The organism is Pseudomonas putida (assembly GCF_028682475.1).
In the GTDB taxonomy this organism is placed as follows: Bacteria; Pseudomonadota; Gammaproteobacteria; order Pseudomonadales; family Pseudomonadaceae; genus Aquipseudomonas; species Aquipseudomonas putida_AG.
Genome location: NZ_JANHLE010000033.1, coordinates 33755 through 54888 on the forward strand (window position 1 = coordinate 33755; position 21134 = coordinate 54888).

Annotated in this window: 22 protein-coding genes; 12 read left to right on the forward strand and 10 right to left on the reverse strand. The window is 61.9% G+C overall.

Going from position 1 to position 21134, the window contains the following annotated elements; genetic code table 11:
- Nucleotides 1-9 precede the first annotated feature (9 nt).
- Nucleotides 10-1134, forward strand: coding sequence for a GNAT family N-acetyltransferase (locus NPS47_RS21825; RefSeq protein ID WP_274296845.1), 1125 nt, complete (start codon nucleotides 10-12; stop codon nucleotides 1132-1134).
- A gap of 85 nt (nucleotides 1135-1219) precedes the next feature.
- On the opposite strand, the gene NPS47_RS21830 is transcribed toward NPS47_RS21825, so the two are convergent.
- The 4 genes from NPS47_RS21830 to NPS47_RS21845 form a co-directional block, all read right to left on the reverse strand.
- Entirely contained in the window at nucleotides 1220-3052 is a 1833-nt protein-coding gene (locus tag NPS47_RS21830) for an ABC transporter ATP-binding protein (RefSeq protein ID WP_274296846.1), read from the reverse strand.
- A gap of 65 nt (nucleotides 3053-3117) precedes the next feature.
- Nucleotides 3118-3675, reverse strand: coding sequence for a peptidylprolyl isomerase (locus NPS47_RS21835; protein WP_274296847.1), 558 nt, complete (start codon nucleotides 3673-3675; stop codon nucleotides 3118-3120).
- A complete protein-coding gene (locus NPS47_RS21840; RefSeq protein WP_274296848.1) occupies nucleotides 3669-4481 on the reverse strand; it encodes an alpha/beta fold hydrolase in 813 nt (270 codons plus the stop codon). Before NPS47_RS21840 ends, NPS47_RS21835 begins: the two co-directional genes overlap by 7 nt.
- 14 nt (nucleotides 4482-4495) lie before the next feature.
- Nucleotides 4496-5419, reverse strand: a complete 924-nt coding sequence (locus NPS47_RS21845; protein WP_274296849.1) for a LysR family transcriptional regulator — start codon at nucleotides 5417-5419, stop codon at nucleotides 4496-4498.
- A 49-nt stretch (nucleotides 5420-5468) separates the two neighbouring features.
- Between NPS47_RS21845 and NPS47_RS21850 the strand changes: the two genes are divergently transcribed.
- From NPS47_RS21850 to NPS47_RS21860, 3 genes are all read left to right on the forward strand, one after another.
- On the forward strand, nucleotides 5469-5783 hold the full coding sequence (locus NPS47_RS21850; RefSeq protein ID WP_274296850.1) for a 3-phosphoglycerate kinase: 315 nt from the start codon (nucleotides 5469-5471) through the stop codon (nucleotides 5781-5783).
- A gap of 133 nt (nucleotides 5784-5916) precedes the next feature.
- Entirely contained in the window at nucleotides 5917-6516 is a 600-nt protein-coding gene (locus NPS47_RS21855) for an FMN-dependent NADH-azoreductase (RefSeq protein ID WP_274296851.1), read from the forward strand.
- Between the two features lie 208 nt (nucleotides 6517-6724).
- Complete coding sequence (locus NPS47_RS21860; protein WP_274296852.1) at nucleotides 6725-7603, forward strand: carboxylate/amino acid/amine transporter; 879 nt, start codon at nucleotides 6725-6727, stop codon at nucleotides 7601-7603.
- On the opposite strand, the gene NPS47_RS21865 is transcribed toward NPS47_RS21860, so the two are convergent.
- On the reverse strand, nucleotides 7544-8845 hold the full coding sequence (locus NPS47_RS21865; protein ID WP_274296853.1) for a mechanosensitive ion channel family protein: 1302 nt from the start codon (nucleotides 8843-8845) through the stop codon (nucleotides 7544-7546). The genes NPS47_RS21860 and NPS47_RS21865 overlap by 60 nt on opposite strands.
- Nucleotides 8846-8986: 141 nt before the next feature.
- Between NPS47_RS21865 and NPS47_RS21870 the strand changes: the two genes are divergently transcribed.
- Nucleotides 8987-10312: a DEAD/DEAH box helicase gene (locus NPS47_RS21870; RefSeq protein WP_038613572.1), complete on the forward strand. Its 1326-nt coding sequence runs from the start codon at nucleotides 8987-8989 to the stop codon at nucleotides 10310-10312.
- Nucleotides 10313-10378: 66 nt separating this feature from the next.
- On the opposite strand, the gene NPS47_RS21875 is transcribed toward NPS47_RS21870, so the two are convergent.
- Nucleotides 10379-10648 carry a hypothetical protein gene (locus tag NPS47_RS21875; protein WP_274296854.1) on the reverse strand — a complete coding sequence of 90 codons (270 nt, stop codon included), beginning with the start codon at nucleotides 10646-10648 and terminating at the stop codon, nucleotides 10379-10381.
- A 170-nt stretch (nucleotides 10649-10818) separates the two neighbouring features.
- On the opposite strand from NPS47_RS21875, the gene NPS47_RS21880 reads away from it, so the two are divergent.
- Nucleotides 10819-11745, forward strand: coding sequence for a DMT family transporter (locus NPS47_RS21880; RefSeq protein ID WP_274296855.1), 927 nt, complete (start codon nucleotides 10819-10821; stop codon nucleotides 11743-11745).
- Here NPS47_RS21880 and NPS47_RS21885 read toward each other — a convergent pair.
- Nucleotides 11696-12877: an MFS transporter gene (locus NPS47_RS21885; RefSeq protein ID WP_274296856.1), complete on the reverse strand. Its 1182-nt coding sequence runs from the start codon at nucleotides 12875-12877 to the stop codon at nucleotides 11696-11698. The genes NPS47_RS21880 and NPS47_RS21885 overlap by 50 nt on opposite strands.
- Nucleotides 12878-12982: 105 nt before the next feature.
- Here NPS47_RS21885 and ptrR point away from each other — a divergent pair, with 105 nt between their 5' ends.
- Together ptrR and NPS47_RS21895 are read left to right on the forward strand one after the other, a co-directional pair.
- Entirely contained in the window at nucleotides 12983-13876 is an 894-nt protein-coding gene (ptrR, locus tag NPS47_RS21890) for a putrescine utilization regulator PtrR (protein WP_274296857.1), read from the forward strand.
- Nucleotides 13877-13999: 123 nt separating this feature from the next.
- Entirely contained in the window at nucleotides 14000-14125 is a 126-nt protein-coding gene (locus tag NPS47_RS21895; protein WP_256205393.1) for a PA1414 family protein, read from the forward strand.
- A 55-nt stretch (nucleotides 14126-14180) separates the two neighbouring features.
- Here NPS47_RS21895 and NPS47_RS21900 read toward each other — a convergent pair whose 3' ends face one another.
- Nucleotides 14181-15560 carry a sodium:solute symporter gene (locus NPS47_RS21900; protein ID WP_274296858.1) on the reverse strand — a complete coding sequence of 460 codons (1380 nt, stop codon included), beginning with the start codon at nucleotides 15558-15560 and terminating at the stop codon, nucleotides 14181-14183.
- 144 nt (nucleotides 15561-15704) lie between these two features.
- Complete coding sequence (speB, locus tag NPS47_RS21905) at nucleotides 15705-16655, reverse strand: agmatinase (protein WP_028943195.1); 951 nt, start codon at nucleotides 16653-16655, stop codon at nucleotides 15705-15707.
- Nucleotides 16656-16878: 223 nt separating this feature from the next.
- Here speB and NPS47_RS21910 point away from each other — a divergent pair, with 223 nt between their 5' ends.
- The 4 genes from NPS47_RS21910 (at nucleotide 16879) to NPS47_RS21920 (ending at nucleotide 19681) form a co-directional block, all read left to right on the forward strand.
- Nucleotides 16879-17772: a LysR family transcriptional regulator gene (locus NPS47_RS21910; protein WP_038613562.1), complete on the forward strand. Its 894-nt coding sequence runs from the start codon at nucleotides 16879-16881 to the stop codon at nucleotides 17770-17772.
- A gap of 135 nt (nucleotides 17773-17907) precedes the next feature.
- The gene (locus NPS47_RS25845; protein WP_425313541.1) at nucleotides 17908-18327 is read left to right on the forward strand and encodes a PAS domain-containing protein; all 420 of its coding nucleotides are present in this window, start codon (nucleotides 17908-17910) and stop codon (nucleotides 18325-18327) included.
- Nucleotides 18328-18424: 97 nt separating this feature from the next.
- Complete coding sequence (locus NPS47_RS25850; protein ID WP_425313543.1) at nucleotides 18425-19003, forward strand: methyl-accepting chemotaxis protein; 579 nt, start codon at nucleotides 18425-18427, stop codon at nucleotides 19001-19003.
- 78 nt (nucleotides 19004-19081) lie between these two features.
- Nucleotides 19082-19681, forward strand: coding sequence for a tRNA-uridine aminocarboxypropyltransferase (locus tag NPS47_RS21920; RefSeq protein ID WP_274296859.1), 600 nt, complete (start codon nucleotides 19082-19084; stop codon nucleotides 19679-19681).
- Nucleotides 19682-19776: 95 nt separating this feature from the next.
- On the opposite strand, the gene NPS47_RS21925 is transcribed toward NPS47_RS21920, so the two are convergent.
- Nucleotides 19777-21132, reverse strand: a complete 1356-nt coding sequence (locus NPS47_RS21925; protein ID WP_274296860.1) for an HlyD family type I secretion periplasmic adaptor subunit — start codon at nucleotides 21130-21132, stop codon at nucleotides 19777-19779.
- Between the last annotated feature and the right edge of the window lie 2 nt (nucleotides 21133-21134).

Consider the following 21134-nt stretch of genomic DNA (forward strand, 5'->3'; position numbering starts at 1 on the left):
ACTGCGCCAATGCCTACCCTTATCCTGTCACAGCTAGCCGAACTCGCACCTGCCACCTGGGACGCCCTGGTGCCGGGCGAGCAACCGTTTTTGCGCCATGCATTCCTCAGCAGCCTGGAGGACAGCGGTAGCGTCAGCAAACGCACCGGCTGGACGCCAGCGCATCGGTTGCTGACCGATGCTTGCGGGCAGTTGCAGGCAGCCATGCCGGCCTACATCAAGACCCATTCGTTTGGCGAGTACGTCTTCGATCATGGTTGGGCCGATGCCTGCGAGCGGGCGGGCATTGCCTATTACCCCAAATTGCTGTGTGCCGTGCCGTTTTCGCCGGTCGGCGGTTCGCGACTGTTGGGCGATGCTCAGGCCACTGGCAAACTGCTTGATCAGCTAACTGACGCGCTGTTGGAGCAGGGCTTTTCAGGCGCACATATCAACTTCACCGATGCCGATGCTGACGCCGTGATCGGCGCTCGCGAAGGCTGGATGGAGCGCCTGGGCTGTCAGTTTCACTGGCGCAACCAGGGCTATCGGGACTTCCAGGACTTTCTCGACAACCTCAGTTCACGCAAGCGCAAGCAGATGCGCAAGGAACGTGAACAGGTGGCGGGGCAGGGCATCGAGTTTCGCTGGTACCGGGGTGATGAACTGAGCGAGGCGCAATGGGACTTCGTTTTTGCCTGCTACGCCAACACTTATGCCGTGCGTCGTCGGGCACCGTATCTGACCCGCTCGTTCTTCAGCCTGCTCGCCGAGCGCATGCCGACGGCGATCCGTGTGGTGATGGCGCGCCAGGCCGGGCGCGACGTGGCCATGGCCTTCAGCCTGGTCGGCGGTGACAGTCTGTATGGGCGTTACTGGGGGTGCCTGGACGAGTTCGACCGGCTGCATTTCGAGACCTGCTTTTATCAGGGCATGGACTTTGCCATTGCTGAAGGGCTGCAGCGCTTTGATGCCGGTGCGCAAGGTGAGCACAAATTGATTCGTGGCTTTGAGCCGGTGATTACCCGGTCCTGGCATTACCTGCTGCATCCGGGATTGCGCCGCGCTGTGCTGGAGTTTTTGCAGCAGGAACGGGCAGGGGTATTGGCCTATGCCGAAGAGGCGCGTACAGCCTTGCCCTATCGGCAAGGCTGAGGGCCTCATCGCTGGCAAGGCCAGCTCCCACAGGGTTCTCTGCTTGCTGCACCTGTGTGGGAGCCGGCCTTGCCGGCGATGAATGTCAGTCGATGCCGACAAACCCACCGGTCTGGTGATGCCACAAGCGCGCATACAATCCCTGCTGGGCCAGCAGCTCGGCATGGCTCCCCATCTCGGCAATCCGGCCTTTCTCCAGCACTACCAGGCGGTCCATACGGGCAATGGTCGACAGCCGGTGGGCGATGGCAATCACCGTTTTTCCCTGCATCAGGGTCTCGAGGCTTTCCTGGATCGCCGCTTCGACTTCCGAGTCCAGCGCTGAAGTGGCCTCGTCCATGATCAGGATCGGCGCGTTCTTGAGCAGTACCCGGGCAATGGCGATGCGCTGGCGCTGGCCACCGGAGAGCTTGACCCCACGCTCGCCGACATGGGCATCGAAGCCGGTGCGCCCCTGGGCATCGGACAGCAGCGGGATGAACTCATCGGCGCGGGCCTGGCGGACCGCTTCCCAGACCGTTTCGTCACTGGCGTCGGGGCGTCCGTACAGCAGGTTTTCGCGGATCGAGCGGTGCAGCAACGAGGTGTCCTGGGTGATCATGCCGATCTGCGCGCGCAGGCTGGCCTGGGTCACCTGGGCAATGTCCTGGCCATCGATGAGGATGCGCCCGCTTTCCAGGTCATACAAACGCAGCAGCAAGTTGACCAGGGTTGATTTACCGGCGCCGGAAGGGCCGATCAGGCCGATTTTCTCGCCAGGGCGAATGTCCAGGTTGAGGCCATCGATGATCCGGCTGCCTTTGCCGTAGTGAAAGCAGACATCCTCGAACTTCACCGCGCCACGATCGACTTTCAGGGCCGGAGCCTTCGGCGAATCGTTGACGGTGACCGGCTGGGCGATGGTCTGCAGGCCATCCTGAACCATGCCGATGTTCTCGAAGATGCCGTTGACCACCCACATGATCCAGCCGGACATGTTGACGATACGAATCACCAGGCCGGTCGCCAGGGCAATGGCGCCGACGCTGATCAGTGACTGGGTCCACAGCCAAAGGGCCAGGCCCGTGGTGGTGACGATCAGCAGGCCGTTGAGGCTGGTGATGACCACGTCCATGCTGGTGACCACGCGAGCGGCCAGTTGGGTTTTTTCGGTCTGTTCGCTGATCGCTTCGCGCGCGTACTGCTGCTCGAAGTCGGTGTGGGCGAAGAGTTTCAGGGTGGCGATGTTGGTGTAGCCATCGACGATGCGGCCCATGAGTTTGGAGCGCGCATCGGAAGAAATCACCGCACGGGCTTTGACCCGCGGCACGAAGTAGTAGAGCGCGCCGATGTAACAGAGGATCCAGGTGATCAGCGGCAGCATCAGGCGCCAGTCTGCCTCGGCAAACAGCAGCAGCGAGCTGATCGCATAGATCAGCACATGCCACAGGGCATCCACCGCCTGCACCGCCGAGTCGCGCAGCGAGTTGCCGGTCTGCATGATGCGCTGGGCAATACGCCCGGCAAAATCGCTCTGGAAGAAGTTCAGGCTCTGCTTGAGCACATAGGTGTGGTTTTGCCAGCGGATCATGCTGGTCATGCCCGGGCTGATGGTCTGGTGCACCAGCAGGTCATGCAGGCCGACGAACACCGGGCGCAGCAGCAGCGCGACCACCAGCATCCAGATCAGCTCAGCGGCATGTTCGCTGAAAAAGTTGATGTTGGGGGTGCCCTGGGCCAGATCGATGATCCGGCTCAGGTAACTGAACAATGCCACTTCGATCAGCGCGCCGATCAGGCCGACCACCAGCAGCGCGGCAAAGCTGGGCCAGACCTGGCGCAGGTAGTACAGGTAGAACGGCCATACCGTACTCGGCGGCGAGGCGCTGGGTGCTTCACGAAAGATATCGATCAGCTTTTCGAAACGGCGAAACAGCATGAAAAGGGTAACTCCTGTTCAGTCAGACCCTCAGGCCTTGGCTCACGTCCCTGTGAAGCCGGGGGTCAGTCGATGCGTTTGGCCGACTTGATGAATACCGGATCAACCGGCACATCGCGCATGCCTTTCTTGACCGTGGTTGGCGAATTGACGATCTGGTCGACTACATCCATGCCCTTGACCACTTTGGCGAACACCGCGTAACCGGCGTCACGACCCGGGTCGAGGAAGGCGTTATCCGCCACGTTGATGAAGAACTGGCTGGTGGCCGAGTTGGGGTTGGAGGTGCGCGCCATCGACAGCGTGCCACGGGTGTTGTGCAGGCCGTTGCTGGCTTCGTTCTTGATCGGATCCTTGGTGGGCTTTTGCACCATCTGCTCGGTAAAGCCTCCGCCCTGGGCCATGAAGCCCGGGATTACCCGGTGGAAAATGGTGTTGTTATAGAAGCCGCTGTCCACGTATTCGAGGAAGTTCTTGCTGCTGACCGGAGCCTTGACCGGGTCCAGTTCCACTTCGATCTGGCCGAAGCTGGTGTCGAGCAATACGTGCGGTGCCTTGTCGGCAGCCATCAGGCTGGTGGCGAAGACAACCGAGCAGGTGGCGAGCAGAAGTTTTTTCAGCATGGGCTCAATGTTCCTTGAGAGGTGGTGGACGCTGCCAGAAACTGCAGCAGCGTCTGATTGAAAATCTGTGGTTGATCCAGGGGGGTAGCGTGCCGGGAATTTTCGATGACCGCCAGTCGCGCGCGGGGAATCAGCTCTACATAGCGCTCTTTCAGGGTGACCGGGGTGTAATCCTGATCGGCACTGACGACCAGCGTAGGACAGCTGATCTGCCCCAGGCGTTCGCTGACGCCCCAGCCGACAATGGCATCGAAGCTGGCCAGGTAGGCGCGCTTGTCGTTTTTCGCCCAGCGTTCGGTCATCTTGCAGCGCAGGTCGGCCTGTTGCGGCTCAGGGAACAGCCGCGCAGCCAGGCCCTTGCCGATGGTTTCCAGGCTCAGGGCTCGGGCCATGGCCCAGCGCTTGGCCCACCAGATCCAGTCCTGGCGGGTGCGGCGCTTGACCTCAGGGGCACTGTTGACGATGCACAGGCTGCGCAGCCACTCAGGGTGATCGACCGCGAACTGAAAACCGACCATGCCGCCCATCGACAGGCCGACCAGGTGCACCGGTCCGGTCTGCAGCTGTTCGAGCAGGGCCAGCAGATCGGCGCTGAAGCTCTGGATGCTGTAGCGCTCGTGGGGTTTGTCGGAGCGGCCATGGCCACGGATGTCCATCAGAATCACCCGGTAGTGACGGGCCAGTGCCGGCACCTGCATCTCCCAATCCTTGCAACTGGAGCCCAGGCCGTGCAACAGCACCAGCGGATCGCCCTGGCCATATTCCTCGTAGTGCAGTGAACAACCTTCATGTTCGAAATAGGCCATGGGCATGATTCCTGTCAGGCTTGGGCGGGAGCGGCGAAGGGCACGTCCAGCGGCGCGGTATCGAAGTTGCGCAGCAAATCGATGAGGATCTGCGTGGCCGGGCCCAGGGGTTTGTCCTTGTTGGAGTAAAGGTAGAACAGTGGATGGCGACTGCCACCCTGATCCAGCGGCAAGGGCTTGAGCACACCTTCGCGCAATTCCCGTTCGATCAGGTGGCGCGGTAGCCACGCAAAGCCCAGGCCGCTGCTGACGAAGGTTGCGGCGGTGGCCAGGCTGCCGACGGTCCAGCGCTGTTCGGCGCCGAGCCAGCCGACATCGCGCGGTTGCGCGCGGCCCGAGTCGCGGATCACCACTTGCAGCTGGCTTTCCAGGTCCTGGAAATTCAGCTCGCGACCCAGTCGATGCAGGCTGTGATCGGGATGGGCCACGGCGACGAACTCCACCGAACTGAGCTCGGTACCCAGGTAGCCGGGGATGTTGAAGCCGCTGATGGCCAGGTCGGCAATGCCCTCATGCAGCACCTCTTCGACCCCGGACAGCACTTCTTCACGCAGGCGCACGCGGCAACCGCGGCTTTGCGGCATGAAGGCGCTCAAGGCGCGGACCAGTCGGGCGTTGGGGTAGGCGGCATCGACCACCAGGCGCACTTCGGCCTCCCAGCCCTGCTCCATGTGGTGCGCCAGGTCTTCCAGCTGGCTGGCCTGCTTGACCAGTTGCCGGGAGCGGCGCAGCAGCACGTTGCCAGCTTCGGTGAGCACCGCCTTGCGTCCGTCGATGCGCAATAGCGGCACGCCCAACTGGTCCTGCATGCGCGCCACGGTGTAGCTCACCGAGGATTGCGAACGGTGCAGCGCTTCGGCCGCCTGGGCAAAACCACCGTGATCGACCACTGCTTGCAGGGTCCGCCACTGATCCAGGGTAACGCGCGGCGCTTTCATCTTCGGCTCCTGTTGTCCTAAGCTGGCGCTCTTTCATGGAGAGCGCCGTATGAAAAAATCTTGTGCTGTACTGCTGGCCCTGCTTCCGCTAACAGCCCTGGCTTATCCCATCGATGTGGAAAAGACCCTCGATGGCGTCAAGCTCGACTACACCACCTACGACACCGACCGTGACATCGGTTCGATCACCCTGAACAACTATGGCGAGGTGGCGGCCCAGTGCAAGGTGCTGTTCCGCAACGGCCCGGAAGCCCCCAGGGTGCGCCGGGTACAGGTGCCGGCCAGGCAGAGCAAGGATGTCACGGCCAAATTCAATCGCGAGATCATCAAGCTGCGCATCAGCCTGGACTGCAAGCCGCAATGACTGAGGCTAGCGCACCGGCACAATAAAACAAATAAACTGATAGATTGCACCCGGATTTTACGCTTTTTAATCGATAGGTCACTGTTTAGTCTTACCTCCATCGACTTACCACATTCGCCGATGGAGGCAACCCATGTCCCGTGTACTCGTTATCGAAAGCAGCGCCCGCCAGCAGGGTTCGATCTCCCGGGAGCTGACCAGTGACTTCGTCAGCCAGTGGCAAGCGGCCCATCCTGGCGACCAGGTCACCCTGCGCGACCTGGCCGTCAACCCGGTGCCGCACCTGGACGCCAACCTGCTCGGTGGCTGGATGAAGCCCGAAGCGCAGCGCAATAGCGACGAGCTGCAGGCGCTGGCCCGCTCCAACGAACTGACGGATGAAGTACTGGCTGCCGATGTACTGGTGCTGGCCGCGCCGATGTACAACTTCACCATCCCGAGCACCTTGAAGGCCTGGCTGGACCACGTACTGCGTGCCGGCGTCACCTTCAAGTACACCGAAACCGGCCCGCAGGGCCTGCTCACTGGCAAGAAGGCCTACATCCTCACCGCCCGCGGTGGCATCCATGCCGGCGCCTCGAGCGACCATCAGGAACCGTACCTGCGTCAGGTAATGGCCTTCATCGGTATCCATGATGTGACCTTCATTCACGCCGAAGGCCTGAACATGGGCGGTGACTTCCATGAGAAGGGCTTGAACCAGGCCAAGGCCCAGCTGGCCGCGGTAGCGTGATTGCACTGAATTTTCCCGCCTGACACCTGTTGCTCCCTTGGGTGTACCTGCCCGGTCATTGCCTTGTGCATGACCGGGCTTTTTTGTTGCCGCCTATCGCTGGCAAGGCCAGCTCCCACAGTGTTTTGTGGGAGCTGGCCTTGCCAGCGATAGTTGCCCGAATGACCGCGAAAAGCTAAGGTCGCCGCCTCCACAGCAAGGGGCAAGCATGGGCTATTTATTGATCGTCGCACTGATCCAGGCGTTTTCCTTCAGCCTGATCGGCGAGTACCTGGCAGGTCATGTCGACAGCTACTTCGCCGTGCTGGCGCGGGTAGTGCTGGCCGGGTTGGTGTTCCTGCCGCTGACCCGCTGGCGTCAGGTCGAGCCGCGTTTCATGCGCTCGATGCTGCTGATCGGCGCCCTGCAATACGGCATCACTTACGTCTGCCTGTACCTGAGTTTCAGGGTGCTGACCGTGCCGGAAGTGCTGCTGTTCACCATCCTCACGCCCCTGCACGTGACCCTGATCGAGGATGCCCTGAACCGGCGCTTCAATCCCTGGGCGCTGGTGGCGGCTCTGGTGGCGGTGGCGGGTGCGGCGGTGATCCGCTTCGACCGCATCAGCCCGGACTTCTTCATCGGCTTCCTGCTGCTGCAACTGGCCAACTTCACCTATGCCGCCGGCCAGGTGCTGTACCGTCACCTGATCGCGCGCAACCCCAGCGACCTGCCGCATTACCGGCGCTTCGGCTATTTCTACCTGGGCGCCTTGCTGGTGGTGTTGCCGGCGTTCCTGGCGTTCGGTAACAGCCAGCACCTGCCGAGCACCGATGTGCAGTGGCTGGTGCTGCTGTTCCTGGGGCTGTGCCCGACGGCGTTGGGCTTGTACTGGTGGAACAAGGGCGCGTGCCTGGTTTCCGGCGCGACCCTGGCAGTGATGAACAACCTGCACGTACCGGTGGGGCTGCTGCTCAACTTGCTGATCTGGAATCAGCACGAGCCCCTGGGCAGGCTGTTCATCGGCGGGGCGGTGATTCTGGCTTCGCTATGGCTCGGACGTCTCGGCAGTCAGCGTCCGTTGCTGATGGGGCAGGCCCGCCGGTAGCAGGCCGGCGCGCAGGTCATTGCCGCTGGGCTGCTGATACAGGCTCAGGCCGAACTCGGGCATCACCGCCAGCAGGTAGTCGAAGATGTCGCCCTGGATGCGCTCATAGTCAGCCCATGCGGTGGTGCGGGTGAAGCAGTAGATCTCCAGCGGCACGCCCTGGGCGGTGGTCTGCATCTGGCGGACCATGCAGGTCATGTTCGGCTGGATTTCCGGGTGGCTCTTCAGGTAGGCCAGGGCATAGGCGCGGAAGGTGCCGATGTTGGTCATCCGCCGGCGGTTGGCGGAAAGCTCGGCGACATTGCCCTGGGCTTCGTTCCAGGCCTTGAGCTCGCTGCGCTTGCGGGCGATGTAGTCGGTCAGCAGGCGCACTTCACCCAGGCGCTGTTCCTCATCGTTGCGCAGAAAACGCACGCCGCCGGCATCGATGAACAGGCTGCGCTTGATCCGCCGCCCGCCCGACTGCTGCATGCCGCGCCAGTTCTTGAACGATTCGGACATCAACCGCCAGGTCGGGATGGAGACGATGGTCTTGTCGAAGTTCTGCACCTTGACCGTGTGCAGGGTGATATCCACCACATCGCCATCGGCACCGACCTGGGGCATTTCGATCCAGTCGCCGACCCGCAGCATGTCGTTGCTGGTCAGTTGCACACTGGCGACGAACGACAGCAGGGTGTCCTTGTACACCAACAGGATCACCGCCGACATCGCACCCAGGCCCGACAGCAGCAACAGCGGTGAACGGTCGATCAGCGTGGCGACGATGATGATCGCGCCAAATATGTACAGCACCATCTTCGCCAGTTGCACATAGCCCTTGATCGAGCGGGTGCGGGCGTGCTCGGTACGCGCGTAGATGTCCAGCAGGGCATCGAGCAGGGCGCTGATGGCCAGCATCAGGAACAGAATGGTGAAAGCCAGCGCGACGTTGCCGAGGAAATGCTGGCTGGGGGCATTGAGCTCCGGCACCAGTTTCAGGCCGAACTGCACCACCAGTGATGGCGTCATTTGCGCCAGACGGTGGAAAACCTTGTTTTGCAGCAGATCGTTGACCCAGTGCAGTGCCGGCTGTCGGCCGAGCAGCTTGACGGCGTGAAGGGTCAGGAAGCGTGCCACCCGGCCCAGCACCAGGGCGATGGCCAGCAGAATGCTCAGCCCGAGGCCTGCGTGCAGTACAGGATGTTGATCGAGAGTGCCCCAGAGATCGAGGGCGTTTTGCCAGAACTGTTCAATAGCCATGCGGTAGTTGACGTGTCCGAAGTGAAAATGAGCGGTTATTAGAGCCCGGAAAGGTGCATCAATGCCAAAAGAAATTCGGCGTGGGCCTCGGAAAACGTTACCCTATACGGCTGAATTTCTGCACATGCCCGAGGTACACCCGTGTTTTCCCAATTCGCCCTGCACGAACGCCTGCTCAAAGCCGTTGCTGCACTGAACTTCGAAGAGCCGACTCCGGTGCAGGCGGCCGCCATTCCCCTGGCTTTGCAGGGGCGTGACCTGCGGGTGACGGCGAAAACCGGTAGCGGCAAGACCGCAGCCTTCGTCCTGCCGGTGCTCAACCGCCTGGTCGACCTCAAGCAGAAGCGCGTCGAGATCCGTGCCCTGGTGCTGCTGCCAACCCGCGAGCTGGCCCAGCAGACCCTCAAGGAAATCGAGCGTTTCGCCCAGTTCACTTTCATCAAGGCCGGCATGATCACCGGCGGTGAAGACTTCAAGGAACAGGCCGCGATGTTGCGCAAGGTCCCGGATATCCTCGTCGGTACCCCGGGCCGCATGCTCGAGCAGCTGAACGCCGGCAACCTCAAGCTTGAGCATGTGCAGGTCGTCGTTCTCGACGAAGCCGACCGTATGCTCGACATGGGCTTCTCCGAAGACGTCGAGCGCCTGTGTGGCGAGTGCCCGAACCGCGAGCAGACCCTGCTGTTCTCCGCCACCACCGGCGGTGCCGGCCTGCGCGACATGATCGGCAAAGTGCTCAAAGACCCTGAGCACCTGATGCTCAACACCGTCAGCCAGCTCAACGACGGTACCCGTCAGCAGATCATCACTGCCGACCACAACCAGCATAAAGAACAGATCGTCCAGTGGCTGCTGGCCAACGAGACCTATCAGAAGGCGATCATCTTCACCAACACCCGGGTCATGGCTGACCGCATCTATGGTCACTTGGTGGCCAAGGACGTCAAAGCCTTCGTTCTGCATGGCGACAAGGACCAGAAAGACCGCAAGCTGGCCATCGAGCGCCTGAAGCAGGGCGGTGCCAAGGTGCTGGTGGCGACCGATGTCGCGGCCCGTGGCCTGGATGTTGACGGCCTGGACCTGGTGATCAACTTCGACATGCCGCGCAGCGGTGACGAATACGTGCACCGTATCGGCCGTACCGGTCGTGCCGGTAACGAAGGCCTGGCGGTTTCGTTGATCTGCCATGGCGACTGGAACCTGATGTCGAGCATCGAGCGTTACCTGAAGCAGAGCTTCGAGCGCCGTGTCATCAAGGAAGTCAAAGGCACCTACAGCGGACCGAAGAAGGTCAAGGCCTCGGGCAAGGCTGCTGGCGTGAAGAAGAAAAAGACTGACAAGAAGGGTGACAAGAAGGTCGTGGCCAAGCGTAAGCCGACTGCCAAGCCGAAGCCTAATGCACCGCTGGCCAGCGCCGACGGTCTGGCGCCGCTCAAGCGTCGCAAGCCGGCACCTGCTGCCGAGTAATCATCCGCTTTGAAGGCCAGCTCCCTGTGGGAGCCGGCCTTGCCGGCGATAGCTTCACCGCCTGATTCAAACCTTCTTCTCCGCCGACTTCAACTCCTGCAGCCGCTTGTCGATCAGCTGACACTTGTCCGGCAGGTCCTTGCTGGCACTCTCAAGCTTCATGCCTTTCAACTCGTCATTGATCTCCTTGGCCTTCTGCGGATTCTGCTCCGTCAGTCGCGTTACCTCCTTGGCCAGCTCCTCGCGTTTTTCCGTGGCTTCTTCAAGCGTGCACGCCCAGCTCGGCAAGGCCAGTAGCAAGCTGGCGGCGGCAGCGATGTTCAACAGGCTTTTCATGGGCAGAGCTCCCGTGGCTTGGTGTTGCGGTTGAGCCACAAGCAGCGCGCAAAGTTCAGTCGAACCGCAACACAAGGGTGGCATTCAACCCCTGCAGCCACTGATAATCGGCGCTGGATCCACTGCCACCGAGACGCTGTCATGCCGTTAGCCGATAGCGGGGGCCCGCAATGAGCGCTACCCGTCGCAATACCGATGCCTTTGCCCTGCAAGTAATGCTGGTGCTGTGCCTGATCTGGGGCATCCAGCAGGTGATGATCAAGCTGGCCGCGCCAGACATTGCGCCGGTGATGCAACAGGCCCTGCGTTCGGGCATGGCGGCGGTATTGGTCGGCCTGCTGATCTGTTTTCGCGGCGGTTGGGACCAGGTGGCGCATACCTGGCGCGGCGGTCTGCTGGCCGGCGCGCTGTTCGGGGTGGAGTTTTTGTTCATCGCCGAAGGCCTGAAGCTGACCTCGGCGGCGCATATGTCGGTGTTCCTCTACACCGCGCCGGTATTTACCGCCCTGGGCTTGCACTGGCTGTTGCCGAGCGAACGCCTGCGGCCCTTGCAATGGCTGGGTATCGTCCTGGCCTTTGGCGGCATTGCCTATGCCTTTGCCGGCGGCGTCTCGTGGTCAGACCTGGACGGGCGCATGCTGTTGGGCGATGCCTTCGGCGTGCTGGCGGGCCTGGCCTGGGGCGCGACCACGGTGGTGGTACGCGCTTCCCGGCTGTCAGAGGCGCCTGCGACCCTGACCTTGTTCTATCAACTGGCGGTCGGATTCGTCGGCCTGTTGCTGATCGCCGCCCTCAGCGGCCAGATCACCCAGGTGCACTTTACCCCGCTGGCGATTGGCAGCCTGTTGTTCCAGGGGCTGATCGTGTCGTTCTTCAGCTACCTGACCTGGTTCTGGCTGCTGCGCCGCTATCTGGCGTCAAACCTGGCCGTGTTTTCTTTCATCACCCCGCTGTTCGGGGTGACCTTCGGTGTGCTGCTGCTGGACGAACCACTGAGCCTGAACTTCGTGCTCGGGGCCATCATGGTGTTGCTCGGCGTGACCCTGGTCAGTGCTGAGCAGTGGGTGCGCCGACGTTTGCGCAGCTTGCTCGGCTAGGCTGCGGCCGCCAGAGCAGTGCACCACCCAGCAGCAGGCCGCAGCCGGCGATAACCAGCGCCGGTTGCAGGCTGGCGGCGAACCGATTGCTCAGCGCGGCCAGCAGCGGCCCGCTGAGCTGGCCAAGGGCGAAACAGGCAGTCAGCAAGGCGGTGTTGCGTTGATAGGCGTGGGGTGACAGTTCGCGCAGGCGCTGCATCATCAGCTGCATGCAGGCCAGGAACGGCGTGCCGCACAACAACACCCCGAGGGCCAGGCCCGGGCCATTGCCGAGCAGGCAGGCGAACACCCCGGCAGCCTGCAGCCAGAGCGTCGCCATCAACCAGCGCGAGGTGCTGCCCCAGTGTGGGCGGCGGTAGCTGGTCAGCACCACCCCCACTGCCGCCGCCAGACCGAACCCCGGCCAGAACAGATCCGCCAGCCAGTGTCCGTGGAAGCGGGCGCTGGCCATCTGTGACATGAACGTGGCCGGGATGATGTAGCCGATGCCATACAGCGCGTAGATCAGGCCCAAACGTGCGATGCCCCGGGTCGCTGCCGGCGCCGCGACAGGGCTGCCGGCAGGCGCTGAGGCTTGCGGCCGGGGCAGCAGGGGCAGCACGGCCAGCAGCATCACCAGCGCGCTGGCGGCATAGATCAGCCACAGTGGGGCCGAGCCCAGGCCGTACAGATTGGAGCACAGGGCGAGCAGGCCGGTGAGCATGATGCCCACGCCAGGACCGGCGAACACCAGGGCCCCGAGTCGAGGCCGGTTGCTTGCTGCCGCCAGTTGCTGGCTGAGGCTGGTGAGCATGACCAGCACCCAGGCGCTGGCCACGCCGGTGCCGAAGCGCAGCAGCAGGTGGCTGCAGAAACCCTTAGCCCAGAACGAGGCCAGGGTCAGCCCTGCGCAGAGCCACAAGCCCGCATGCAGGCGTGCGCTGACCTGGCCTGGACGACGGGCGAACATGGCGTCCAGCGCGCCGAGCAGGTAGCCCAGGTAGTTGGCGGCGGCGATCAGACCGGCGGCGGTCAGGCTAATCTGGCCTTCAGCGATCAGGTGCGGCAGCTGCGGGGTGAGGGCAAAGCGGCCAATACCCATGGCCATCATCAGGGCCACGGCGCAGGCAAGCAGGCGAACAGGCGGGGACATGGTCAAGCTCCTGAAGCGGGATCGATGACCGTCAGGCTAAGGAGGATTGACTTTCAATAAAATTGAATAATCATGAGGAACTTGTTCTGTTCTGGAGAATATCTCGTGGAGCTCAGTCAACTGCGTATTTTTCAGGCAGTCGCCGAGGAAGGCTCGATTACCCGGGCCGCCGAGCGTCTGCACCGGGTACCGTCGAATCTGTCGACACGCCTGCGTCAGCTGGAAGAGCAACTGGGCGTCGAGTTGTTCCGCCGCGAGCGACAGCGATTGCAGCTATCGCCGGCAGGCAAGGTGCTGCTCGATTACGCCGGGCGCATGCTGGCGCTGCGCGATGAAGCCTTCGCGGCCGTGCAGGGCGGACAACCGGCTGGGGATTTCGCCTTGGGCACCATGTACAGCACCGCTGCCATCCACCTGCCGGCACTGCTGGCGCGCTATCACAAGACCTATCCGGCAGTGAACCTGCAGGTGCAGGCGGCGCCCAGTGGTGAGCTGCTCGAAGGTCTGCTCAGCGGCCGTCTGGACGCTGCCCTGGTGGATGGGCCACTGGCCCTGGCCGGGCTGGACGGCGTGCCGCTGTGCGATGAAACCCTGGTGCTGATCACCGAGCCCGATCATCCGCCGGTGCACAGCGCCCGGGACGTCGCCGGGCGGGCGGTGTTCACCTTCCGCCAGGGGTGTTCCTACCGCATGCGCCTGGAGGCCTGGTATGCCCATGACCATGCGGCCATGGGTCGGGTCATGGAAATCGAGTCCTATCCGAGCATGCTCGCCTGTGTGATTGCCGGAGCGGGGGTGGCGTTGATGGCGCAGTCGATGCTCGACAGTTTGCCCGGACGTGAACGGGTGGCGGTGCACCGCTTGCAAGCGCCCTTCGATCTGGCCACGACCTGGTTGATGTGGCGCAAAGGCATGCGTGGGGCGAATTTGAGTGCCTGGATCGATTTGCAACAAGGGGAAACAGTTGCACAGGCGACTGAGGTGGCGGTCAGGGCTTGATTAAGATCAACTGGGACCCAAGTTGTAGTCCAGGAGCATGCGCAATGGAAGACATAGGGCTATGATCTGTATGAAGCATCGCAGGATTGAAACGCCGTGCAGGCTGACCCGAGAGGGGGAGTTATGAGAAATAATCTGTTCAACTGGCTTCATGACCTGGCTGCGGCTCTGGGCTTGATTCCACCGCCATTGCAGCCGGTGCCGATCCCTACCGATGAGGAACAGCGCAAGCGCCAGCCACGTCGCTAGGCGCCTGGCCCGGGCCGCCGCATCAGGGTGATGCGACGGCCACCGTTGGCCTGGATCAGGCCAGGTTTACCGCACCCACCGGACGGCGGGACATCAAACTCACCACCACAAAGCTGACCAGCGCGATCGCCAGGCTGTAGTAGATCGGCGTGTTGGCATCCATCCCATCCTTGACCATGAACGCCAGGGCAGTGACAAAGCCCAGGGTCATGCTGGTGATTGCACCGGCAGTGGTTGCGCGTTTCCAGAAGATTGCACCGATCAGTGGTACCAGCATGCCGCCGACCAACAGGTTGTAGGCCAGGGTCAGGGCACTGATGACGTCTTCGACCACCAGGGCGATACCCAGCACGACAATACCGGTGAGCAGGGTGAACAGGCGGTTGATCGCCAGGCTCGACTGCTTGCCGCCGCGCAGTTTTGGCAGCAGGTCTTCAGTCAGCACGGTCGAGGCTGCCAGCAGGCCAGCACTGGCCGTGGACATCATCGCTGCCAGCGCCGCTGCAATCACCAGGCCGCGGATGCCATCCGGCAGGGCGGATTTGACGATTGCGGCAAAGGCATTGTTGGCGTTGGCCAGATCCGGCAGCAGCACATGGGCAGCCATACCGATCACCGCACACACCAGGCCATAGATCACGCAGTAGACACCGGCGACGGTACCTGCGCGTTTGGCGACCTTCTCGTCACGGGCGGTGAACACCCGTTGCCAGATATCCTGACCGATGAGGATGCCGAAGAAGTAGATCAGGAAGTAGGTGATGATGGTGTCCCAGCCGATGGTGGTCAGGCTGAAGCTGGCGCTTGGCAGCTTGGCGACCAGTTCGTCCCAGCCGCCCACGCGGTACAGGCAGATCGGCAGCAGGACAAACATCAGGCCAACGGTCTTGATCACGAACTGAACGATGTCGGTCAGGGTCAGCGACCACATGCCGCCGATGGTGGAGTACACCACCACGACGCCGCCGCCGAGCAGAATTGCAGCCCAGAACTGCATATCGAACAGCACTTGCAGAACGGTGCCGATGGCCAGGGTCGAGGTCACAGCGATCATCAGCGCATAGGCGAGCATGATCACCGCGCTGGCCTGACGGGCCATGGGGTTGTAGCGCTGCTCCAGCACCTGGGTCACGGTGAAGATTTTCAGGCGCAGCAGCGGTTTGGCCAGGAACAGGTTCAGCGCGATGATGCCCAGGCCCAGTGCCGCGCACAGCCAGAAGCCCGAGATGCCGTGGACATATCCGAGTTTCACGGTGCCAACTGTCGAGGCGCCGCCGAGCACAGTGGCCGCCATGGTGCCCATATACAGGCTAGGGCCGAGGTTACGCCCGGCGACCAGGTAATCTTCATGGGTTTTTGCTTTGCGCATGCCGTACCAGCCAAGCCCGAGCATGCCGGCCGCATAGATCAAGACAACGAATAAGTCTAAGGCCATGGGTGTCTCCGATTATCTTTATTATGGTGAGATCGATCCTGGCGCCAGGCAAGCCCGGCGCCGGTCATTCGTCTACTTCACCGGCCGCTTGTGCGCCGGCGATCATGGCTCCTGCCTCGTTGTAGCTCCTGTGGTGCCTGTCGGTCAGCGGCGAGCAACGCCCGGCAGGACACAGAGCATTTCGTAGAGCAGGTTGGCACCGAGCAAGGAGGTGTTGCCGGTGGTGTCGTAAGGTGGCGAGACTTCTACCAGGTCGCAGCCAATCAGGTCCAGACCCTGGCAACCACGGATGATTTCCATCGCCTGGATGGTGGTCAGGCCGCCGATTTCCGGGGTGCCGGTGCCGGGGGCCCAGGCCGGGTCGATGCCGTCGATGTCAAAGCTCAGGTACACCGGGCCGCCACCGACTTTCTCGCGCACTTCGGCCATCAGCGGTTCCAGCGACTTGTGCCAGCACTCTTCGGCCTGGACCACACGGAAGCCCTGTTTGCGGCTCCAGTTGAAGTCTTCGGCGGTATAACCCTGGGCGCGCAGACCGATCTGCACCACGCGGTCGCAATCGAGCAGGCCTTCTTCCACGGCGCGGCGGAAGGTGGTGCCGTGGGCGATTTTCTCGCCGAACATGTGATCGTTGACGTCAGCGTGGGCATCGATGTGCACCAGGCCTACCTTGCCGTGCTTCTTGTGGATCGCCCGCAGGATCGGCAGGGTGATGGTGTGGTCGCCACCCATGGTCATGGGGATGACGTTGTGTTCGAGGATTTCGTCGTAGGCTTCTTCGATGATGCGCACAGCTTCAAGCAGGTTGAAGGTGTTGATCGCCACGTCACCGATATCGGCGACCGACATCGAATCGAAGGGGGCAGCGCCAGTGGCCATGTTGTAAGGGCGGATCATCACCGACTCGGCGCGGATCTGCCGTGGGCCGAAACGGGTGCCGGAGCGCAGCGAAGTACCGATGTCCAGCGGGATGCCGATGAACGCGGCATCAAGGCCTTCGGCGCTTTGCAGGTGAGGGAGACGGAGCATGGTGGCGATGCCGCCGAAACGCGGCATTTCGTTGCCGCCCAGTGGTTGGTGCAGAATCTTGTCCACGGTCGGGCCTCATCGATTCGATTGTTTTAGTTGTTGGAACCTGTCTTGCGGGTTGGCTGGTAACCCTTGAATGCTGGCAAGCAGGTGCATTGCGGCAGAGTCTGCAAAAGGTAGTGGGCAAAAAGAATCGCTACAGGCAAATACTTAGTTCAGGTTTTTCTAAACTATCGGCGGGAATCTGGTTAGACTTTTGCCAAACACGCCTTTTCGGACCCTGTAAGCCATGGCTTCTGCACTGCCTGACCTGAAACTCCTGCGCATTTTTGTCAGCGTCGTACGTCATCAGGGCTTCGCCAACGCCCAGCGCGAACTCAACCTTTCGACCTCGGCCATCAGCACCTACATGAGCCAGCTGGAAGCGGCGCTGGGCATTGTCCTGTGTCACCGCGGGCGCGGGGGCTTCAGCCTGACCAGCAAGGGCGAACTGTTCCATCAGGAAACCCTGCGCCTGCTGGCCGAAATGGACGGCTTCGAGCAATACGCCGCAGCACTCAAGGGCGAGTTGCGCGGAACCCTGAACCTGGGGGTGATCGACTCGACCGTCGGCGACCGCGCTTTGCCGCTGGCCGAAGCGATCGGTGCCTACAGCCAGGAGCACCCGGCGGTGCATTTGCACCTGTCGGTATCCAGCCCCTACGAGTTGCAGCTGGGGGTGCAGGACAACCGCCTGGACCTGGCCATCGGCGCGTTTTCGACGCGCATGAGTGGCCTGGTCTATCAACCGCTGTACCGCGAGCAGCACTGGCTGTACTGCAGTAACCGCCACCCGCTGTTTCACGAGCGGCGCATTCCAGAACAGGTCATCACCCAGCAACGCATGGTCGGGCGCGGCTACTGGAGCCAGGCGGAACTGGCTCGTCACGGTTTCAAACACAGCGCAGCGACGGTGGAAAGTATGGAAGCGCAACTGATTCTGGTGTTGTCCGGCGCCTATATCGGATACCTGCCGGAACACTATGCCCAGGCGTGGGCCGACAAGGGGGATTTGCGTGTGTTGTCACCGGCGACCTTCGGCTACCAGGCGCCGTTTTCCATGATCATCCGTCGCGGACGCAGCCGCGAACCCTTGATTCAGACCTTTCGCGATTTGCTCAAGGCGCAGCTCACACCGGCCTGACCGAAATGACCTCTGAAAAATTCAAATAGAACCGGAAATATCCTCGGTAAGCGGGCTACTTTCCCGTAATTGCTCTGCTAAACCTGTACTGCGTTGATGTCATTTCCCCATCACCCTTCGGCAGGTATCGCACAGATGCGTATGAATTTACCCGTCAGTGAGCACGAAAGAACCTTTCCCCGCGAACAACGCCTGATTTCCACCACCGATCTCAACAGCCGTATTACCTATTGCAACGACGCCTTTGTTGCCATCAGTGGTTTCACCTACGAAGAACTGATCGATCAGACGCACAACCTGGTACGCCATCCGGATATGCCGCCTGCGGTATTCGGCCATATGTGGGAAACCATCAAACAGGGAAAACCGTGGATGGGTGTGGTCAAGAACCGCGCTAAAAACGGCGACTTCTACTGGGTCAGCGCCTATGTCACGGCGATCTACGAAAACGGTCGGATCAGCGGTTATGAATCCGTGCGTTCAGTGCCGAGCCGCGAGCAGAACCGCCGTGCCTCGGCACTGTATGCAAGGTTGCGTCAGGGGCGGGCAGCTTGACCTGGCCATGCTCAGCGAGGAAGCGCGGCTGCAGACCGCGCTGACGCGCTTGGTCGACAGTGACCTGGCGCAGCAAAGCCTGCGGGCGATGGGCAGTATGAACGAAGCGGTCAATGACATCGGTCAGGCGGTCAACGCCCTGGCCGAGCAGACTCAGTCGATTGGCAGTGTGGTGGATGTGATCACCTCGATTGCCGAACAGACCAATCTGCTTGCTCTGAACGCTGCGATTGAAGCGGCGCGGGCTGGTGAACAGGGGCGCGGATTCGCTGTGGTGGCGGACGAAGTGCGGTCTTTGGCCCAGCGCACCCGCAGCTCCACCGAGGAAATCCACCAGATCATCGCCTCGCTGCGTGACGGCGCACAACGTGCGGTGTCCACGGCGAGCAAGGGCGAGCAGATTGCCAGAGACAGCGTGCAACGTGTCCAAGCGGTGCAGTCGGCGCTGGTGGGAATAACCCAGGCGGTCAGCCGTATTACCGGTATGAGTCAGCAGATGGCCACCGCGTCTGAACAACAGAGTCATGTCGCTGAAGCTATCAATCAGCAGATCACCCGCATCGCCCAGCTCTGTGATCACAGTGCCGGACAGGCCAAGCAGGGTGCCGCGATCAGTCAGGATCTGGAACGCATGGCTGAGTACCTGTACAGCCTGGCCGAACGTTTCAATCGCTGAGGTCTTTCGTCTCACCCACAGGGAAGTGGGCTTTTTCCGGGACTGCTGTGGCACACTTTGCCCGTCCAGGAGAACCCGATGTCCAGAATCCAGTGCGAGCGCTGCCTGCGCCCACAAGCCCATTGCCTTTGCCCGTTGATCCCGTCCCTCGATAGCCGCACCCGCGTGCTGGTGTTGCAGCATCCGAGTGAAGTGCGTCATGCCCTCAATACCGCGAAACTGGCGGCACTGGGTCTGCGAAATAGCGAATTGCGGGTAGCTGAGGCGTTCGAGGATCTGGCTGCGCTGATCGAGGTGCCGGGGTATCGCAGCGCGTTGCTGTTTCCCGGCGATCAGGCTCAGCCTCTGGTGGCCTATACCGACGATCAGGATCAACGCCCCTGGCTGCTGGTGGTGCCCGATGGTACTTGGCGCAAGGCGAGCAAGTTGCTGCACATGAATCCGTTGTTGGCAGCCTTGCCGCGGGTGACGCTGGCTCAGGTACAGCCTTCGCGCTACCGCTTGCGCAAAGCGCCGGCGGAGGGGGCGCTATCGACCCTGGAGGCGGTGGTGCAGGCGTTGAATGTGCTGGAGGCGCCGCTGTCTTTCGATGCACTGCTCAAGCCTTTCGATGCCTTGATCGAGGGGCAGATCGAGGCGATGGGGCGCGAGACGTACGAGCGAAATCACCAGCGCTGACTTTCATGTGGGAGCCGGCCTTGCCGGCGATGACATCGTTGCGGTGTCAGATGTTGCGCGGCGCCTGCATCGCTGGCAAAGCCAGCTCCCACAGTTCAACGTTCGCGCATAGCTTCAGTACGCGCCTTGAGCACCGGCTTGAGCAGGTAATCCAGCACACTCTTGTGCCCGGTGATGATGTCCACCGTGGCGGTCATCCCGGGGATGATCAGCAAAGGCTTGTTATCGCCACCCAGGTGGTTTTTGTCGGTGCGCACCTGGATCAGGTAGAACGAATTACCCTTGTCGTCGGTGACGGTGTCGGCGCTGATCAATTCCAGCTTGGCCTTCAAGCCGCCATAGATGGTGTAGTCGTAGGCGCTGAACTTGACCATTGCCGACTGCCCGGGGTGCAGGAAGGCAACGTCCTGCGGGCGCACCTTGGCTTCGATCAGCAGATTGTCTTCCAGCGGCACGATCTCCAGCAGGTCGCTGCCCGGCTGGACCACGCCGCCGATGGTGTTGACCTTGAGCAGCTTGATGATGCCATGCACCGGCGAAACCACCGTGGTGCGCGTGACCCGGTCATCGATGGCGATGCTCGAGGCGGTGATCTTCGACAGGTCGGTGCGTTTCTCGTTGAGCTCCTTGGCCGCCTCCGAACGGAAACCGGCTTCCGACTCTTCGATCTTGCTCTTTATTTCCGCCACGGCTGCCTCGGCGCGGGGAATCGCCAGGGTGGTGGCGTTCAGCGAGCCACGGGCTTCGACGGTGCTGCGCTTGAGGCGCAGGATCTCTACGGGTGAGATCGCCCCGGTGCCCACCAGCGGCGTCGACATGTTCAGTTCTTGCTGCAGCAGGGCCAGCGCCGAGCGGTACTGCTCGGCCTTGGAACGGAACTCGGCCAGCTCCTGGGTCTTTTGTCGCAGTTGTTCGCTGAGGGTCTGCTTTTCGCTGGTCAGGCGCCGTTGCCGGGACTGGTATAACGACAGCTCGTCCTCGGCCACCTGCGGCGCTTTGCTGCGTACCTCTTCAGAGACTTCGAAGGGGCGCCCCTCAGCCTCGGCCGACAGGCGTTCGACCTGGGCGGTGAGGGCATAGCGATCCGCTTCGCTCTCGCCCTTGTTGGACAGAAAGCGCGTGTCGTCCAGGCGCAGCAAGGTATCGCCTTTGTTGACCATCTGTCCTTCGCGAACAAAGATTTCGGTGACGATGCCGCCTTCCAGGTTCTGGATCACCTGGACCTTGCTCGACGGGATCGCCTTGCCTTCGCCCATGGTCACTTCATCCAGCACCGCGAACCAGGCCCAGATCAGCGCCACCAGCAACAAGGCGGCCGCCAGCCACACGGTGATGCGCGACAGGCGCGGCGAATCCTGTAACGTTGCGCCGGCTACATCCGGCATGTAGTCGCGTTCGGCGGTTTTGCCGAAGCTCTGGAAGTAACTGCGCAAGCCTTGGCTGATGGACATGA

Coding starts and splice junctions, on each gene's coding strand:
- NPS47_RS25850 (WP_425313543.1), top strand. CDS start 18,425: ATGAACGAAGCGGTCAATGACATCGGTCAGGCGGTCAACGCCCTGGCC.
- NPS47_RS21865 (WP_274296853.1), bottom strand. CDS start 8,845: ATGGCTATTGAACAGTTCTGGCAAAACGCCCTCGATCTCTGGGGCACT.
- NPS47_RS21880 (WP_274296855.1), top strand. CDS start 10,819: ATGAGCGCTACCCGTCGCAATACCGATGCCTTTGCCCTGCAAGTAATG.
- NPS47_RS21845 (WP_274296849.1), bottom strand. CDS start 5,419: ATGAAAGCGCCGCGCGTTACCCTGGATCAGTGGCGGACCCTGCAAGCA.
- NPS47_RS21885 (WP_274296856.1), bottom strand. CDS start 12,877: ATGTCCCCGCCTGTTCGCCTGCTTGCCTGCGCCGTGGCCCTGATGATG.
- NPS47_RS21835 (WP_274296847.1), bottom strand. CDS start 3,675: ATGCTGAAAAAACTTCTGCTCGCCACCTGCTCGGTTGTCTTCGCCACC.
- NPS47_RS21850 (WP_274296850.1), top strand. CDS start 5,469: ATGAAAAAATCTTGTGCTGTACTGCTGGCCCTGCTTCCGCTAACAGCC.
- NPS47_RS21900 (WP_274296858.1), bottom strand. CDS start 15,560: ATGGCCTTAGACTTATTCGTTGTCTTGATCTATGCGGCCGGCATGCTC.
- NPS47_RS21825 (WP_274296845.1), top strand. CDS start 10: ATGCCTACCCTTATCCTGTCACAGCTAGCCGAACTCGCACCTGCCACC.
- NPS47_RS21860 (WP_274296852.1), top strand. CDS start 6,725: ATGGGCTATTTATTGATCGTCGCACTGATCCAGGCGTTTTCCTTCAGC.
- NPS47_RS25845 (WP_425313541.1), top strand. CDS start 17,908: ATGCGTATGAATTTACCCGTCAGTGAGCACGAAAGAACCTTTCCCCGC.
- NPS47_RS21840 (WP_274296848.1), bottom strand. CDS start 4,481: ATGGCCTATTTCGAACATGAAGGTTGTTCACTGCACTACGAGGAATAT.
- NPS47_RS21895 (WP_256205393.1), top strand. CDS start 14,000: ATGAGAAATAATCTGTTCAACTGGCTTCATGACCTGGCTGCGGCTCTG.
- NPS47_RS21875 (WP_274296854.1), bottom strand. CDS start 10,648: ATGAAAAGCCTGTTGAACATCGCTGCCGCCGCCAGCTTGCTACTGGCC.
- NPS47_RS21910 (WP_038613562.1), top strand. CDS start 16,879: ATGGCTTCTGCACTGCCTGACCTGAAACTCCTGCGCATTTTTGTCAGC.
- NPS47_RS21855 (WP_274296851.1), top strand. CDS start 5,917: ATGTCCCGTGTACTCGTTATCGAAAGCAGCGCCCGCCAGCAGGGTTCG.
- NPS47_RS21830 (WP_274296846.1), bottom strand. CDS start 3,052: ATGCTGTTTCGCCGTTTCGAAAAGCTGATCGATATCTTTCGTGAAGCA.
- NPS47_RS21925 (WP_274296860.1), bottom strand. CDS start 21,132: ATGTCCATCAGCCAAGGCTTGCGCAGTTACTTCCAGAGCTTCGGCAAA.
- NPS47_RS21920 (WP_274296859.1), top strand. CDS start 19,082: ATGTCCAGAATCCAGTGCGAGCGCTGCCTGCGCCCACAAGCCCATTGC.